The sequence below is a fragment of the Mycobacterium sp. 134 genome, from assembly GCF_048282715.1.
GTDB lineage: Bacteria > Actinomycetota > Actinomycetes > Mycobacteriales > Mycobacteriaceae > Mycobacterium > Mycobacterium septicum.
On record NZ_JBLVUN010000008.1, the window covers coordinates 5,279,360 to 5,295,423 of the forward strand.

The 16,064-nt window shown below is 66.8% G+C and carries 19 protein-coding genes; 11 read left to right on the forward strand and 8 right to left on the reverse strand.

Going from position 1 to position 16,064, the window contains the following annotated elements; genetic code table 11:
• Window positions 1-17: 17 nt before the first annotated feature.
• The 5 genes from ACNQVK_RS30045 to ACNQVK_RS30065 all read left to right on the forward strand — a co-directional run bounded on the left by ACNQVK_RS30045 (window position 18) and on the right by ACNQVK_RS30065 (window position 3,825).
• Window positions 18-680: a cutinase family protein gene (locus ACNQVK_RS30045; protein ID WP_418034430.1), complete on the forward strand. Its 663-nt coding sequence runs from the start codon at window positions 18-20 to the stop codon at window positions 678-680.
• Window positions 681-705: 25 nt separating this feature from the next.
• Window positions 706-1,386 (forward strand): cutinase family protein, encoded by a 681-nt coding sequence (locus ACNQVK_RS30050; protein WP_418032437.1) that lies wholly within the window; start codon window positions 706-708, stop codon window positions 1,384-1,386.
• A gap of 3 nt (window positions 1,387-1,389) precedes the next feature.
• Window positions 1,390-2,127 (forward strand): cutinase family protein, encoded by a 738-nt coding sequence (locus tag ACNQVK_RS30055; protein ID WP_418032438.1) that lies wholly within the window; start codon window positions 1,390-1,392, stop codon window positions 2,125-2,127.
• Window positions 2,128-2,235: 108 nt separating this feature from the next.
• Window positions 2,236-2,883, forward strand: coding sequence for a cutinase family protein (locus ACNQVK_RS30060; protein WP_090424694.1), 648 nt, complete (start codon window positions 2,236-2,238; stop codon window positions 2,881-2,883).
• A gap of 63 nt (window positions 2,884-2,946) precedes the next feature.
• Window positions 2,947-3,825, forward strand: coding sequence for a hypothetical protein (locus tag ACNQVK_RS30065; RefSeq protein WP_418032439.1), 879 nt, complete (start codon window positions 2,947-2,949; stop codon window positions 3,823-3,825).
• A gap of 151 nt (window positions 3,826-3,976) precedes the next feature.
• Here the strand turns inward: ACNQVK_RS30065 and truA are convergent, their stop codons facing one another.
• From truA to infA, 8 genes are all read right to left on the reverse strand, one after another.
• Window positions 3,977-4,846, reverse strand: a complete 870-nt coding sequence (gene truA, locus ACNQVK_RS30070; protein ID WP_418032440.1) for a tRNA pseudouridine(38-40) synthase TruA — start codon at window positions 4,844-4,846, stop codon at window positions 3,977-3,979.
• A 7-nt stretch (window positions 4,847-4,853) separates the two neighbouring features.
• The gene (gene rplQ / locus ACNQVK_RS30075) at window positions 4,854-5,411 is read right to left on the reverse strand and encodes a 50S ribosomal protein L17 (protein ID WP_044516252.1); all 558 of its coding nucleotides are present in this window, start codon (window positions 5,409-5,411) and stop codon (window positions 4,854-4,856) included.
• A 58-nt stretch (window positions 5,412-5,469) separates the two neighbouring features.
• Entirely contained in the window at window positions 5,470-6,522 is a 1,053-nt protein-coding gene (locus ACNQVK_RS30080) for a DNA-directed RNA polymerase subunit alpha (protein WP_044516250.1), read from the reverse strand.
• A gap of 74 nt (window positions 6,523-6,596) precedes the next feature.
• Window positions 6,597-7,202, reverse strand: a complete 606-nt coding sequence (gene rpsD / locus ACNQVK_RS30085; RefSeq protein ID WP_044516249.1) for a 30S ribosomal protein S4 — start codon at window positions 7,200-7,202, stop codon at window positions 6,597-6,599.
• A gap of 14 nt (window positions 7,203-7,216) precedes the next feature.
• Complete coding sequence (rpsK, locus tag ACNQVK_RS30090; protein ID WP_004571524.1) at window positions 7,217-7,630, reverse strand: 30S ribosomal protein S11; 414 nt, start codon at window positions 7,628-7,630, stop codon at window positions 7,217-7,219.
• Window positions 7,631-7,635: 5 nt separating this feature from the next.
• Window positions 7,636-8,010 (reverse strand): 30S ribosomal protein S13, encoded by a 375-nt coding sequence (rpsM, locus tag ACNQVK_RS30095; RefSeq protein WP_044519236.1) that lies wholly within the window; start codon window positions 8,008-8,010, stop codon window positions 7,636-7,638.
• Between the two features lie 194 nt (window positions 8,011-8,204).
• Complete coding sequence (rpmJ, locus tag ACNQVK_RS30100) at window positions 8,205-8,318, reverse strand: 50S ribosomal protein L36 (protein ID WP_003879483.1); 114 nt, start codon at window positions 8,316-8,318, stop codon at window positions 8,205-8,207.
• Window positions 8,319-8,404: 86 nt separating this feature from the next.
• Window positions 8,405-8,626 carry a translation initiation factor IF-1 gene (infA, locus tag ACNQVK_RS30105; RefSeq protein WP_003418601.1) on the reverse strand — a complete coding sequence of 74 codons (222 nt, stop codon included), beginning with the start codon at window positions 8,624-8,626 and terminating at the stop codon, window positions 8,405-8,407.
• Window positions 8,627-8,957: 331 nt separating this feature from the next.
• Between infA and ACNQVK_RS30110 the strand changes: the two genes are divergently transcribed.
• From ACNQVK_RS30110 to ACNQVK_RS30135, 6 genes are all read left to right on the forward strand, one after another.
• The gene (locus ACNQVK_RS30110) at window positions 8,958-9,452 is read left to right on the forward strand and encodes a hypothetical protein (RefSeq protein WP_418032441.1); all 495 of its coding nucleotides are present in this window, start codon (window positions 8,958-8,960) and stop codon (window positions 9,450-9,452) included.
• Window positions 9,453-9,490: 38 nt separating this feature from the next.
• Entirely contained in the window at window positions 9,491-11,020 is a 1,530-nt protein-coding gene (locus ACNQVK_RS30115) for a flotillin family protein (RefSeq protein ID WP_418032442.1), read from the forward strand.
• Between the two features lie 36 nt (window positions 11,021-11,056).
• The gene (locus ACNQVK_RS30120) at window positions 11,057-12,748 is read left to right on the forward strand and encodes an FAD-dependent oxidoreductase (RefSeq protein ID WP_418032443.1); all 1,692 of its coding nucleotides are present in this window, start codon (window positions 11,057-11,059) and stop codon (window positions 12,746-12,748) included.
• A 33-nt stretch (window positions 12,749-12,781) separates the two neighbouring features.
• Entirely contained in the window at window positions 12,782-14,257 is a 1,476-nt protein-coding gene (locus ACNQVK_RS30125) for an ATP-binding protein (protein WP_418032444.1), read from the forward strand.
• A gap of 67 nt (window positions 14,258-14,324) precedes the next feature.
• Window positions 14,325-15,188, forward strand: a complete 864-nt coding sequence (locus ACNQVK_RS30130) for an LLM class F420-dependent oxidoreductase (RefSeq protein WP_211157794.1) — start codon at window positions 14,325-14,327, stop codon at window positions 15,186-15,188.
• A gap of 23 nt (window positions 15,189-15,211) precedes the next feature.
• Window positions 15,212-16,063, forward strand: a complete 852-nt coding sequence (locus ACNQVK_RS30135) for an LLM class F420-dependent oxidoreductase (RefSeq protein WP_409550245.1) — start codon at window positions 15,212-15,214, stop codon at window positions 16,061-16,063.
• Window position 16,064: the final 1 nt, after the last annotated feature.

The following is a 16,064-nucleotide window of genomic DNA, read 5'->3' on the forward strand; positions in this document are numbered from 1 at the left end:
AAGCATTTTGTGTGACTATGTCCCCCGTGAGTCTCCTCCGGAAGTCGGCCCGGGTGGCCGCGATCGCCTCAACCCTGGTCAGCGCAGCTTTCCCGCTGGCGCTCGCCGCGCCCGCCGCGGCCGCGCCGTGCTCCGACATCGAGGTCATCTTCGCCCGCGGCACCAATGATCTCCCCGATCTGGGACGTCCGGGGCAGGCTTTCGCCGACGCGCTGCGTTCCCAGGTCGGCGGTCGCACGGTGTCCACCTACGGGGTGAACTACCCGGCCAGCTATGACTTCCTGGCCGCCGCCGACGGCGCCAACGACGCCGCCAACCGCATCGCCACGCTGGCGTCGTCCTGCCCGTCCACGCGGGTCGTGCTCGGCGGCTACTCGCAGGGCGCCGCGGTCGTCGACATGCTGGCCGGCATCCCGCCGCTCGGCAACAAGGTCGGCGAAGTCGGGTCGGCACCGCCGCTCGCGAGCGAGCTGGTCCCCCAGGTCGCCGCAGCGGTCGTCTTCGGGAATCCCTCGACCAAATTCGGCATCCCACTCACGTCGTCGGTGTTCGGCGGCAAGGCGATCGACCTCTGCAAGGACGGGGACCCGATCTGCTCGCGCGGCCGGAACCCGTTCGCGCACAGCGACTACGTCGGCATGGCAGATCAGGCCGCCAACTTCGTCGCGGGAATCGTCTAGTCAACAACAGACGTTAGGATTTGGTGTGGCTATTGATCTTGTTCGTCGCTGCACCGTGTTCGTGGCGGCAGCGCTCACCGCTGCTGCCGCTGTCGTCGCGCCGGTTGTGGTGCCCTCCTCCACCGCGGAGCTCGGCGTAGGCCTTCCCCTGGCCAAAGCCGCCGACTGCCCCGACATCGAGGTGGTCTTCGCTCGCGGCACCAATGACACCGCCGGCCTCGGCCGGATCGGCAATGCGTTCGTCAGTTCGCTGCGCAACAAGGTCGGCGGCCGTTCGGTCGGCGCCTACGCGGTGAACTACCCGGCCAGCTTCGACTTCCTGGCCGCGGCGGGCGGCGCCAACGACGCCTCCGGGCACATCCAGTGGATGGTGGACAACTGCCCCAACACCCGCCTGGTGCTGGGCGGGTACTCGCAGGGCGCCGCGGTCATCGACGTGATCGCCGCCGTCCCGTTCCCCGCCGTCGGCTTCAACGCGCCGTTGCCGCCGAACGTCCCCGAGCACGTCGCCGCGGTCGCCGTCTTCGGCAACCCGTCGGCCAAGCTCGGTTTGCCGCTCACCTCGAGTCCGGTGTACGGCGGCCGCGCCATCGACCTGTGCAACCCAGGCGATCCGATCTGCGGCGACGGCGACAGCGTGCCGGCGCACCGGGCATACGAAGGCCCGGCCAACGACGCCGCAAACTTCGTCGCCGGACTCCTGTAGTCGATGTCCGCTACGATCGCTGAGGTGGTCGAACTTCCTAACCAGGGTCACCCAGGAAGCCATCTAGCTCGGCTGCTTCGGCGCTGTATCGGTGTGGCTGCCATCCTTGCGACGGCCTTTGCTGTCCTGCCGGTCACCTCGGCTGTCCTGCCCGGTTCACCGGCCGTCGCCAACGCCGCCTCGTGCCCACCGGTCGAGGTTGTCTTCGCCCGCGGCCGCACCGAACCCGCCGGCGTCGGCACCCTCGGGAACGCGTTCGTGAGTTCCCTGCGGTCCAAGGCCAACAAGAACATCGGTGTATATGCCGTGAAGTATCCGGCCGACACCGAAGTCGACATCGGCGCCAACGACATGAGCGGGCACATCCAGTACATGATGGACAACTGCCCGGATACCCGGTTGGTGATCGGCGGGTACTCGCTGGGCGCGGCAGTCGCCGACGTGGTGCTGGCCGTCCCGTTCACCGGGTTCGGCTTCAAGACTCCGCTGCCCGCAGGGGCCGACAGCCACATCGCCGCAGTCGCCCTGTTCGGCAACGGCGCCGCGTGGGTCGGTCCCATCACCCGCTTCAGCCCGGTCTATGCCGACCGGACCATCGAGCTGTGCCACGGTGCTGACCCGATCTGCAACCCCGCCGACCCCGACACCTGGAAGAACAACTGGCCCGATCACCTGGCCGGCGCCTACATCGACGGCGGAATGGTGAACCAGGCGGCGGATTTCGTGGCGGGGCGCATCTGAGTCGGCCCGGCCGCTCACCAAGATGAACTTCGTCGCCGGATCGTTGCCGGACCGCCACCTATTCTCGACGGCATCGTAAATACCATCTAACGCGTGATTGGCCGTCGGATGTCGGCCGCACTGATCACCGCTTTGACTGCCGTTGTGGTACCAATGACGGTGGCGCCCAGCATGATTGGCGCCGCAAAGGCCGCCACGTGCCCACCGGCGGAGGTGGTGTTCGCCCGCGGCCGCATGGAGCCCCCAGGTCCCGGACAAGTCGGTGCTGCCTTCGTCAACGCACTGCGCACGCTGCGCGGCCCGAATGTCGCCCTCTATTCGGTGAGGTACCCGGCCGACACCCAGGCCGATGTGGCCGCCAACGACATGAGCCGCCACGTGCAGTGGATGACCCGCAACTGTCCGAACACCCGGCTGATCCTGGGCGGATACTCGCTCGGCGCCGTCGCGACCGATCTCATTCTGGCGATGCCGATCTCGGCGTTCACCTTCAACAGTCCGCTTCCCAAGGGCACCGACCGGCACGTCGCGGCAGTGGCACTGTTCGGCAACGGCGCCAACTGGGCCGCACCGATCACGCTGCTGAACCCGGCCTATCAGAACCGCACCATCGACTTATGCCACTCCGATGATCCGATCTGCAATCCGAGCAGCCCGTACAAGTGGCGGGCCGGGTGGCAGGATCACCTGGCGCCCGGCTATATCCGGTCAGGCATGGTGGCCCAGGCAGCCAGGTTCGTCTCCGCCCGCCTCTGAGGGCTGTGGACAACCTCCGTCCGGGGCAGGTCGATTGTCGGTAGGCGCGCCGATGCTGGCCCCGTGGACGAACAACGCCTTTCTCCCGGCAGTCGGCCCAGTCCCTTCCTGGGCAGCGCCGCAATAGCAGCCGGACTACTCTCCGCCCACGATCTGCGGACGAGTTATCGCGCCGTCTACCGCAATGTCTATCTCGCCGATGACGTCGCCCTCACACCGGGATTGCGAGCCCGGGCCGCATGGCTGTTTGCCGGTCCCGACGCTGTCCTGAGCGGCATTTCGGCGGCTGCGGTGCACGGCGTCAACTGGCTGGACGTCAACGCACCGGCCGAGGTCGTACGGAACAATCGACGCGCGCCGGACGGGATCCAGGTGCGCTCGTATGCCCTTGCACCTGAAGATATTTGTGACGTGGACGGGATGCGGGTCACCACCGTGGCGCGGACGATCTTCGATCTGGGCCGGTTGCTGCCGTGCGCAGATGCCGTCCCGGTCTTGGATGCGCTGATCAACAAGTCCGGAATCGACCGAGAGACGGTGTGGTCGTTGGCCGATGCGAATCCAGGTATTCGAGGTGTCGACCGCCTGCGGATGTCGCTGGCTCAGGCCGATGGCGGTGCCGAGTCGCCGCTTCAGTCCCGAACTCGGCTGCTACTACGCCGCACGGGGATACCGGGGCTCCAGACCCAGATCCCGTTCTATGACCCGTGGGGTTTGGTGTGGAACCGGGCGGCGATGGGCTGGCCTCGATGGAAGTTGGCCGTCGAGTGCGATGAGGAGGAGGACTCAGCTGGGTGCCGAGCGTGGGTGCACTCGCACACGGCCGAACTCGAATCGTACGACTGGACCGTGCTCTGGGTGACCGAGTCGATGGTGTCAGGCCACAACGGCATCGTCGAGCGGGTGCGGCGAAAGTTGTTGGCAGCCGCACGGCGCGAGTAGGAACACCTACCCGGTTGGCGACACTGCAGCGAGTGTGCAGCTTTCTGCGATGGATCGGCGAAAAACCCGCAACAACATACACATTCGTCGCAGGGCCGGAATCGGGAAGTACGAACCCGGACGCCCGCGCACCGAAGTGCAGGTCAGATACTCAGTCAGCGGTCCGCACGTCACGGGTGATCACGTTGCGGGCCTCAAGCTCTTCGTCGGCCGGGTAGTCGACCTGCACGAGTGTGAGCCCACGGGCAGGAGCAGCGGCGAAATCACTCGACCGGCTTGCCTCGCCCAGTAGCCCGGCGGTCCACTCAGGTGACCGCCGACCCTCGCCCACTGCCAGCATCGCGCCGACCAGCGAGCGAACCATGTTCCAGCAGAACGCATCCGCGGTGACGTACGCCGTCACGTAGAAGCCGTCGCGCACCCACTCCAGCCGCTGCAGATCCCGGATCGTCGTTGCCCCGGGGCGACGACGGCAGAACGCCGCGAAATCGTTGAGCCCCCGCAGTTCCCGTGATGCGGCAGCCATCGCGTCGAGGTCCAGGGGCTTCGACCACGGCGTGACGAACCGTGCTTCGGCCGGCTCGACCCCGTAGGGGGCGAGGCTCAGCCGGTAGGTGTAGTGCCGGCGCAGTGCCGAGAACCTGGCGTCGAAACCCGCGGGCGCCCGGACGATGTCGCGGATCCGGACGTCGGTCGGAAGTAGCCGCGCCAATCGCCGTACCAGCGGGGTGAACTCGGCATCTGCCTGGCGGACGGTCCGTGGGTACGCGTGCGGGAGTGCGTCGGTGGGGATGTCGACGTGAGCGACCTGGCCGGTGGCATGCACCCCGGTGTCGGTTCGGCCCGCCGTGCGCGTCACCACCGGCGTCCGAAACACCGTCGAGAGCCCGTCGTCGATCACGCCGGCGACGGTGCGTTGACCGGCCTGCGTCGCCCAGCCCGCGAAATCGGTGCCGTCGTAGGCGATGTCCAGGCGCAAACGAACATGCCCGCCACCGGAACCGGTGGCGGGCATGTTCATGTTGTCACTACGACTTGGCAGCGTCATCCTCGGCCGCAGCCTCAGCTGTCTGCGCGTCGGCGATGGCCTCGTCCTCGGCCTCGACCTCGGCAACCGGGGTCTCCTCGGCGGCTTCCTCGGCCTCTTCAGCCTTGGGAGCTTCAGCCTCGGCAGCCTTGGCCTGCGCGGCGGCGGCGCGACGAGCGCGGTCGGCCTCGGAGGTCACGGTCTTCTCCCGCACCAGCTCGATGACCGCCATGGGGGCGTTGTCGCCCTTACGGTTCTCGACCTTGATGATGCGGGTGTAGCCACCCTCGCGATCGGCGAAGAAGGGACCGATCTCGGCGAACAGGGCGTGCACGACGTCCTTGTCACGGATCTTCTTCAGCACCTCGCGCCGGTTGTGCAGCTCACCCTTCTTGGCGTGGGTGATCAGCTTCTCGGCGTACGGACGCAACGCCCGGGCCTTCGGCTCGGTCGTCTTGATGCGACCGTGCTCGAACAGCGACGTGGCCAGGTTGGCCAGGATCGCCTTCTGGTGTGAGGACGACCCGCCGAGGCGGGCACCCTTTGTGGGCTTGGGCATTGCGACTATCTCCTAAATGGGGCCGGTCCCCGTATCAGGTAGGACCGGGACGGATTCTTTAAAGCTGCTCGGTCTCGGCGTAGTCCTGGTCAGCGTCCAGGTCGTAGCTGGCGTCGCTGGTCCAGGTGCCGGTGGCGGCGTCGTAGCCGGCAACCTCGGACGGATCGAAGGTGGCCGGGCTGTCCTTCAGCGAGAGACCCAGCTGATGCAGCTTGATCTTCACCTCGTCGATGGACTTCTGGCCGAAGTTACGGATGTCCAGCAGGTCGGACTCCGTGCGGGCGACGAGCTCGCCCACCGTGTGCACACCCTCGCGCTTGAGGCAGTTGTACGAGCGGACGGTCAGGTCCAGATCGTCGATCGGCAGCGCGAAGCTGGCGATGTGGTCTGCCTCGGCCGGCGACGGGCCGATCTCGATGCCCTCGGCCTCGACGTTGAGTTCCCGTGCCAGACCGAACAGTTCGACCAGGGTCTTACCGGCGGACGCCAGGGCGTCACGCGGGCTGATCGAGTTCTTGGTCTCGACATCGAGGATCAGCTTGTCGAAGTCGGTGCGCTGCTCGACGCGGGTGGCCTCAACCTTGTAGGTCACCTTCAGCACGGGGCTGTAGATGGAATCGACCGGGATACGGCCGATCTCGGCACCCGAGGCCTTGTTCTGCACGGCGGGAACGTAGCCACGGCCACGCTCGACGACGAGCTCGACCTCGAGCTTGCCCTTGTCGTTCAGGGTGGCGATGTGCATGTCCGGGTTGTGCACGGTCACACCGGCCGGCGGGACGATGTCACCTGCGGTGACCGCACCCGGGCCCTGCTTGCGCAGGTACATGGTGACCGGCTCGTCCTCCTCGGAGGACACGACCAGACCCTTGAGGTTCAGGATGATGTCGGTGACGTCTTCCTTCACCCCGGGGACGGTGGTGAACTCGTGCAGCACACCGTCGATGCGGATGCTCGTGACCGCTGCGCCCGGAATGGACGACAGCAGCGTGCGCCGCAGCGAGTTACCCAGCGTGTAACCGAAACCGGGCTCCAAGGGCTCGATGACGAACTTGGAGCGGTTGTCGGCGAGGGTTTCCTCGGCCAGTGTGGGTCGCTGAGAGATCAGCATTGTGTTCTTCTCCTTCTCGGCACCCGCTATTTGATGCCGTCTGGGTACTCACCGGCCAGGTGGCCGGTGAGTCATTACTTCGAGTAGAACTCGACGATGAGCTGTTCTGCGAGCGGCACCTGGATCTGCGCACGCTCGGGCAGCTGGTGCACCAGGATCCGCTGACGCTCGCCGACGACCTGCAGCCACGACGGGATCGGGCGCTCACCCGCGGTCTGCCGAGAAACCTCGAACGGCAGGGTGTTGAGCGACTTCTCCTTGACGTCGATGATGTCGTACTGCGACACCCGGAAGCTCGGGATGTTCACCTTGACACCGTTGACGGTGAAGTGGCCGTGGCTGACCAGCTGACGGGCCATCCGGCGGGTACGCGCCAGGCCGGCGCGGTACACCACGTTGTCCAGGCGGCTCTCCAGGATCTGGAGCAGGTTCTCACCCGTCTTGCCCGCCTTGCGGTTGGCCTCTTCGTAGTACTTGCGGAACTGCTTCTCCAGCACGCCGTAGGTGAAGCGAGCCTTCTGCTTCTCCTGCAGCTGAGTGCGGTATTCGCTCTCCTTGATCCGCGCGCGGCCGTGCTGGCCGGGCGGGTAGGGGCGCTTCTCGAACGACTGATCTCCACCGACCAGGTCGACGCCGAGACGGCGCGACTTGCGGGTGGCGGGTCCGGTATAACGAGCCATTGTTCAGATCCTCCCTAGACCCGGCGCCGCTTGGGCGGACGGCAGCCGTTGTGCGGCTGCGGAGTGACGTCGGAAATCGCGCCCACCTCGAGGCCTGCGGCCTGCAGCGAGCGGATGGCGGTCTCGCGGCCCGAACCCGGACCCTTGACGAACACGTCGACCTTCTTCACGCCGTGCTCCTGCGCCTTGCGGGCAGCGTTCTCGGCGGCCAGCTGTGCGGCGAACGGGGTCGACTTACGCGAACCCTTGAAGCCGACGTGACCCGACGACGCCCAGGCGATGACGTTGCCCTGGGGATCGGTGATCGAGACGATCGTGTTGTTGAACGTGCTCTTGATGTGTGCGGCGCCGTGCGGGACGTTCTTCTTTTCCCGGCGACGGGTGGTCTTACCGCGCTTGGCGCCCGCGGCCTTCTTCGGTGGTGCCATCGGGGTTACCTAGCCTTCTTCTTGCCGGCGATGGTGCGCTTGGGGCCCTTGCGGGTACGCGCGTTGGTCTTGGTCCGCTGACCGCGCACGGGCAGACCACGGCGGTGCCGCAGGCCCTGGTAGCAGCCGATCTCGATCTTGCGGCGAATGTCGGCCTGCACCTCGCGGCGCAGGTCACCCTCAACCTTGAGGTTGCCTTCGATGTAGTCGCGCAGAACGGTCACCTGATCGTCGGTCAGGTCCTTCGTGCGCATGTTCTTGTCAATACCCGTCGCGGCGAGGATCTCGTTCGAACGGGTACGGCCGATGCCGAAAATGTAAGTCAGCGCGATCTCCATGCGCTTGTCGCGCGGAAGATCGACGCCCACGAGGCGTGCCATGTGGCGGTGTTCCTTCTTCTCTGCGGAGGTCTGGTCCCAGCCCGTTCCCATCAGCCCCTAAGGACTCTCCGGGGTCCGGCCTCCGTTCCGGACGTGAATGCTCGCACTTGGCTCGCATCGCGGGTGAGCGGCGTATCCGCTCAGTGGTGCTGGGAGTTCATCATTCAGTTGTGCGCCGTCCGTATACGGACGGTTTAGCCCTGGCGCTGCTTGTGGCGCGGATCGCTGCAGATCACCATGACCCGCCCATGCCGGCGGATCACCCTGCACTTATCGCAGATGGGCTTGACGCTCGGGTTCACCTTCACGGCTGTTTCGATCCTTCTGGCTCTATTGGTGGCGTGCACGTGCGCACGTCACCGGTCTCGTAGTTACTGGTCGGGCTTCTATCGGGTCACTTGTACCGGTACACGATGCGGCCCCGGGACAGGTCGTAGGGAGAGAGCTCCACCACTACCCGGTCCTCGGGCAGGATGCGGATGTAGTGCTGCCGCATCTTGCCGCTGATGTGGGCCAGGACCTTGTGTCCGTTCTCCAGCTCAATGCGAAACATCGCATTGGGCAGAGGTTCGACCACGCGACCCTCGACCTCGATGGCACCGTCTTTCTTGGCCATGCTGTTCGGCGATCCTTGCTTTCGTTTCGTAGCTTCATTAGTCGCAATGCAGCCCGTCGTGATGCTGCCGGCGACCAACTTCAAAACGTGAGCCGGATCCAGACGAAATTGCAGAAAATCAGCAGTTCCAAGACGGGGCACGCAAAAAGTCGGCACGATAGCCGCACCGTTGGTCCACAATACCCGCTCGACGGCCAGCGCCAAAATCACGGCTGAACAGCTCCGGCCACCCGATAGCTCCACCGAAATTTGGTGCGCGGCGAAGCCCCGGATCAAGCGAGAATGGTACGGACTGATCCGCTGCCCGGCGAACGGAGATCTCGAGCACGTGATGGCTGTTTACCTGGCCGCGTTCGTCGTCGGCGGCGTCGCTGTACTGGCCGCCCTGCTACTCGCCGACGTCGGGCACGGGGACGGGATGCCGTTCCTGAGCCTCACCGGCCTGTCGGTCGCCCTGCTCGGCGCCGGGACCGGGGGCATGATCGGCACCTGGCTGGGGCTGGGCACGGTCTGGACCGTGGCGCTGGCCGCGGCCTGTGCCGTCGTACTGGTGGCCGCCCTCAACGGACTGCTGCTGCCCTACATGCGCCGCCAGCAGTCCAACTCACACCGGGGCCGGTCCTCCTACGTGGGCCTGCTCGGCACCGTCACGCTCGAGGTTCCGCCGGGCGGATGGGGTGAGGTCTCCTTCGTCGACGCCGACGGCAACCGCGTGTTCTCCCGCGCCAAGAGCGACGAGACGGCCGCGCTGCCCAAGGCCACCCGCGTCTACATCGCCGACATCGATCCCGACTTCGTTCACGTCGTCGCTGTTCCAGAAACCTGAGTTGTACCCGAGCACCAAACCTTCAGAAAGGCACAACCGTGTCCCTGCTGCTCATCGTCGTCCTGGCCGCCATCGCCGCCATCCTGATCCTGGTGGTCATACCGCTGGTCTACGTCAAGAACTACATCAAGGTGCCGCCCAACGAGGTGGCCGTGTTCACCGGGCGCGGCACGCCCAAGGTGGTGCGCGGCGGCGCCCGGTTCCGGATGCCCGGCATCGAGCGGGTCGACATCATGAGCCTGGAGCCGTTCAACGTCAGCATCAACCTGCAGAACGCGCTGTCCAACAACGGTGTGCCGGTCAACGTCGAGGCGGTCGGACTGGTCCGCATCGGCTCGGCCGACGAGGCCGTGCAGACCGCGGTCCAGCGCTTTTTGACCTCCGACCTCAATGAGCTGCAGCGCCAGATCAACGAGATCCTGGCCGGCAGCCTGCGCGGCATCACCGCGACCATGACCGTCGAGGACCTCAACTCCAACCGCGACAGCCTGGCCCGCAGCGTGGTCGAGGAGGCCGGCGGCGACCTGGCCCGCATCGGCATGGAGGTCGACGTCCTCAAGATCGCCGGAATCTCCGATGCCAACGACTACCTGAAGTCGCTCGGCCAGCGCCGCATCGCCGAGGTCAAGCGCGACGCCACGGTCGGCACCGCCGAGGCCGAGCGCGACGCCCAGATCCAGTCGGCCAAGGCCCGCCAGGAAGGTTCCATCGCCCAGGCCGAGGCGGACACCGCCATCGCCACCGCGAACCAGAAGCGCGATGTCGAGCTGGCCCGGTTGCGCGCGCAGACCGAGGCCGAGAACGCCCAGGCCGACCAGGCCGGGCCGCTGGCCAACGCCCGGGCCCAGAAGGACGTCGGCATTGCCACCGAGCAGGCCGAGGCGGCCCGGGTGCAGGCCCGCATCGAGGTGGAGCAGCGTCGTGCCGAACAGGCCCAGGCCGCTCTGCAGGCCGACGTGATCGCGCCCGCCGAGGCGAAGAGACAGGCCGACATCGCGATCGCCGAAGGCCAGCGCCAGTCCACGATCCTGGCCGCCGAGGCCGCAGCCGAGTCCGAGCGGCGCAAGGGGCAGGCCGAGGCCGACGCCCGCAAGGCCGCCGCCGACGCACTCCGGGTCGAGAAGCAGGCCGAGGCCGACAGCCTGCAGGCCAAGCTGGTCGCCGAGGCCGCCGGTAAGAAGGAACTGGCCGACGCGCTGCGCGTCGAACAGCAGGCCGAGGCCGCCGGTATCGAGGCCAAACTGCTGGCCGAGGCCAACGGTAAGAAGGAGATCGCGGCCGCACTCAACGGCTACTCGGCCGACGCCGCGCGCCTGCTGATGCTGCCTGACGTGCTGGCCTCTGTGGTCAAGGCGACCGAGGCGGCCGCCTCTCCCCTGGCCGAGATCGAGCGGCTGTCGATCATCGGTGGGTCACGCGACACCCAGGACGCCGTCGGCGGCCTACTCGGTGTCAGCCCGCTGGCGGTGGCCAACATCCTGGAGTCGCTCAAGGCCTCGGGCATCGACGTGGCGGCCATGCTCCAGGGTTCCAACGCGAACAACGGGAGTAGCTCACACCCGAGCTGAGAAAACTGCTGGCGGCGGGGCGCATAATTGGTAGCGATGACTGGCCCCGCCTCCCAGCCCCGTAAACCCGTGATCCTGACCGTCGACGACGATCCCGCGGTCTCGCGTGCCGTCGCCCGCGATCTGCGCCGCCACTACGGCGAGCGCTACCGGATCGTGCGTGCCGAATCCGGCCCGGACGCCCTGGAGACCCTGAACGAACTGAAGCTGCGCGGCGACACCGTCGCGGTGTTCGTCGCCGACTACCGGATGCCGCAGATGAGCGGCATCGAGTTCCTCGAATCGGCGATGGACCTGTACCCGATGGCCCGGCGCGTTTCGTTGACGGCGTACGCCGACACCACCGCGGCGATCGACGCCATCAACGTCGTCGACCTCGACCACTACCTGCTCAAGCCGTGGGATCCGCCCGAGGAGAAGCTCTACCCGGTGGTCGACGGTCTGCTGGAGGCCTGGCACGCCGTCGGCGACCGGGCCATCCCGCACACCAAGGTCATCGGGCACCAGTGGAGTTCGCGGTCCTGGGAGGTGCGCCAGTTCCTGGCCCGCAACCAGCACACGTTCCGCGCGTTCACCACCGACGAGCCCGTCGGCCGTCAGCTGTTGGACGCCGCGGGCCTGGACGGTCTGCAACTGCCCGTGGTGATCACCGAGGGCGGCGAGACGCTGGTCGAACCCAGTGACGGCGAGCTCGCCGACATGCTGGGGCTCTCGACCACGCCGTCGCTGACCATGTACGACCTCGCGGTGATCGGCGGCGGTCCGGCTGGTCTGGCCGCCGCGGTGTACGGGGCCTCCGAGGGGCTGCGCACCGTGCTGATCGAGGGCACGACGACCGGCGGGCAGGCCGGTCGCAGCTCCCGGATCGAGAACTACCTCGGCTTCCCGACCGGGGTCTCGGGGGCCGAACTGGCCACCTCGGCCCGCAGGCAGGCCGAGCGGTTCGGCGCCGAGGTGATCACCACCCGCGAAGCCGTCGCCCTCGACATCGCGGGCGCGGCCCGCACCATCACCTTCGCCGACGGCGAGACCATCGGCGCCCGCGCGGTCATCCTGGCCACCGGCGTCGAGTACCGCCAGCTCCCGGTGCCGGGATGCTTCGCCGATCCCGACAATCCGAACAACTTCGTCGGCCGTGGCGTGTACTACGGCGCCTCGGTGTCGGACGCCTCCGAATGTCGCGGTGAGGACGTGTACATCGTCGGCGGCGCCAACTCGGCCGGGCAGGCCGCGATGTTCATGTCACGCGAGGCCAAGTCGGTGACGCTGCTGGTGCGCGGACCGTCGCTGGAAGCGTCGATGTCGTACTACCTCATCCAGCAGATCGAGCAGACGCCCAACATCTTCGTGCGCACCTGCACCGAGGTGGTCGGTGCCATCGGTGAGGACGATCATCTGGCGGCACTGGAGTTGGTGAACCGGCAGTCCGGCGAGCACGAGGAGGTGCGGGCTTCGCGCCTGTGCTGCTTCATCGGTGCGACCCCGCGCACCGAGTGGCTCGACGGCGTGGTGGCCCGCGACGACCACGGGTTCATCCTGGCCGGCCCGGACCTGCGCGACGTGTGCGGCTGGGGCCTGGAACGTCCGCCGCATCACCTGGAAACAAGTGTGCCCGGTGTGTTTGTTGCAGGAGATGTGCGTGCCGAGTCCGCCAAGCGGGTGGCTGCCGCCGTCGGCGAAGGGTCGATGGCTGTGATGCTCGTGCACCGATACCTGGCAGAAGCGTGATGGCCGGCGAGGCCTGAGGAGTTGAGGACGGATATGGGCGAGACCTGCGTGCGGGACGAACTACGGACGCTGTTCCTGTTCGAGCACCTTTCCGACGCGCAACTCGACACGTTGTGCCAGGCCGGCAGCATCGAGACGTTCCCGGCCGGCCCGATCGTCACCGAAGGTGATCCGGCGACGTGCTTCTACGTGATGCTCGATGGTGAGCTGGTGATGTCGAAGCGCTCCGGCGGCGTGGACATCCAGACCAACCGCACCTCGATGCGCGGCGTGTACTTCGGCGCCTGGTCGGCGTACATCCCCGGTGAGGAACACGTGTACGAGGCGTCGGTACGCCTGACGAAGCCGTCGCGGGTTTTCGTGCTGGATGCCAATGCCTTCGCGGGGTTCATGCAGTCCCAATTCCCGATGGCGGTGCACCTGCTGGAGGGCCACAAGGTCGGTGGCCGACGGCAGAGCCAGATCATCGGTCAGCGCGAGAAGCTGCTGGCTCTCGGGAACATCACCGCGGGTCTGACCCATCAGCTGAACAACCCGGCAGCGGCCACCGCACGTGCCGTGGCCGACCTTCGCGAAGGTGTCGGCAAGATGCGTCACAAGCTGGCGATGCTGGCCGACGGCAAGTTCACCCCTCAGGCGCTGCGGATGCTGGTGACCATCCAGGACGAGGTAGCCGAGCAGGTCGCCAAGCACAAGGGGTTGGAGCTCACCGCGCTGGAGACCTCCGACCGCGAAGACGAGATGGGCGACTGGCTCGAGGACCACGAGATCGTAGGAGCCTGGGACTACGCCCCGACATTCGTCGAAGCCGGTCTCGACATCGACTGGCTGGAACGCATCTCGGCGTCGGTCGATGACGCGCTCAAGGACGGGGAGGCGTCGGCGACGCTGCAGGCGGCCCTGGGCTGGCTGAAATACACCATCGACACCGAGCTGCGGATGAACGAGATCGCCGAGGCGAGCAAGCGGATCTCGGCGCTGCTGGCCGGCGCCAAGCAGTATTCGCAGATGGACCGCGGTGACTATCAGAGCGCCGACGTCCACGAACTGCTGCGCAGCACACTGATGATGTTCGGCGACAAGATCGGCAAGGACAAGCCGGTCAGCCTGTGCAAGGACCTGGACAAGTCGCTGCCCGAATTGCATTGCTACCCAGGTGATCTCAATCAGGTGTGGACGAACATCATCGACAACGCCATCCAGGCGATGGACGGTCACGGCACGCTGACGCTGCGCACCAGCCGGGAGACCGACGAGATGATCCGGGTGGAGATCTGCGACGACGGACCGGGCATCCCCACCGAGGACATCAACCGCATCTTCACGCCGTTCTTCACCACCAAGCCGTTCGGCGAGGGCACCGGCCTGGGCCTGGACCTGGCCTGGCGCATCGTGGTGGAAAAGCACCACGGCGATCTCCGGGTGCAGTCCGAGCCCGGCGACACCCGCTTCATCGTGCTGTTGCCCCTGCAGGCTCCCGCGCCCGAGGGCCAGGCCGCTCCGGAGTGACGGCCAGATCCAGAATCAGCGTGATTCACCCGGAATAGCCCCCGCATACACCCCCGTTGAGACGTTCATGACCCAGACCACAACGGGCGGCAAGCCCGATCTCGGCACATACGGCGCGTTCGGCCACTACTCGCAGTTCCAGCAACTGTCGCCGCAGCAGCTGCGAGACATCGAAGGACTGGGCTACGGCGCGATCTGGGCCGGCGGATCACCACCCGCCGAGCTGGAGTGGATCGATCCGATCCTGGCCGCCACCGACACCCTGCAGCTGGCCACCGGCATCGTGAACATCTGGAGTGCGGCCGCGGGCCCGGTCGCCGAGTCGTTCCACCGCATCGAGGCGGCCTACCCGGGCCGGTTCCTGCTCGGCATCGGGGTCGGCCACCGCGAGGCCATCGGCGAGTACCGCAAGCCGCTCGACGCGCTCACCGATTACCTCGACAAGCTCGACGAGTACGGCGTTCCCAAGCACCGTCGGGTCGTAGCCGCTCTTGGCCCCAAGGTGCTGCAACTGTCGGCGGCCCGCTCGGCGGGTGCGCACCCCTACCTGACCACACCGGAGCACACCGCGCAGGCACGCGAGCTGATCGGTCCCGACGCGTTTCTGGCTCCCGAGCACAAAGCAGTGCTCACCACCGATACCGAGAAGGCGCGCGCCCTGGGCCGCAAGGCACTCGACATCTACCTCGGACTGAGCAACTACCTCAACAACTTCAAGCGACTCGGCTTCACCGACGAGGATCTGGCCAAACCGGGCAGTGACCGGTTCATCGACGCCGTCGTCGCATACGGCACGGTGGACGAGGTGGCCGCCCGGCTGCGGCAGCATCGCGATGCCGGTGCCGACCACGTGCCTGTACAAGTACTGACCTCACCCGACAAACTGGTACCCGCACTGGCCGAACTCGCCGGGCCGCTCGGCTTGGCTTAGAGGACCACAGACAGGACTCGCAAATGACCGAATCGCTCTCTCTCAAACCGGATCTGGGTCGCTACGGGGTGTGGACGTTCGGGGCGGTGCAGCCGGAGCAGGCCGTCGAGATCGAGAAGCTCGGTTACGGCGCGCTGTGGGTGGGCGGTTCTCCGGCAGCCGACCTCGCATTCGCCGAACCCATCCTCGAGCGCACGGAGACGCTTCAGCTGGCCACCGGCATCGTCAACATCTGGACCGCCGATGCCAACGCGGTCGCCGAATCGTTCCACCGCATCGAGGCGGCCTACCCGGGCCGGTTCCTGCTCGGCATCGGGGTGGGACATCCCGAGCACACCGGCGAATACCGCAAGCCGTATGAGGCACTGGTCGAATACCTCGACGTGCTGGACGCGGCCAAAGTGCCGACCAGCCGGCTGGTGATCGCCGCGCTGGGCGACAAGGTGCTCAAGCTCTCGGCGCAGCGCAGCGCCGGCGCGCACCCCTACCTCACGACGCCCGAGCACACCGCGCATGCCCGTGACGTGATCGGCGAGTCGGTGTTCCTCGCACCAGAGCACAAGGTGGTGCTGAGCACCGACGGCGCAGCGGCCCGTGCGATCGGACGCGACACGGTCGACTTCTATCTGAATCTGAGCAATTACCTCAACAACTGGCGCCGGCTCGGTTTCACCGAAGATGACATCGCCAAGCCCGGCAGCGACAAACTGATCGACGCGGTCGTCGCGCATGGCACGGCAGACGCCATCGCGGCGCGTTTGCAGCAACATGTCGCCAGTGGCGCCGACCACGTCGCGATCCAGGTACTCGGCGGCCCTGACAAGCTGATCCCGACGTTGACGGAGCTGGCCGGGCCGCTGGGTCTCAAAAGCTGAG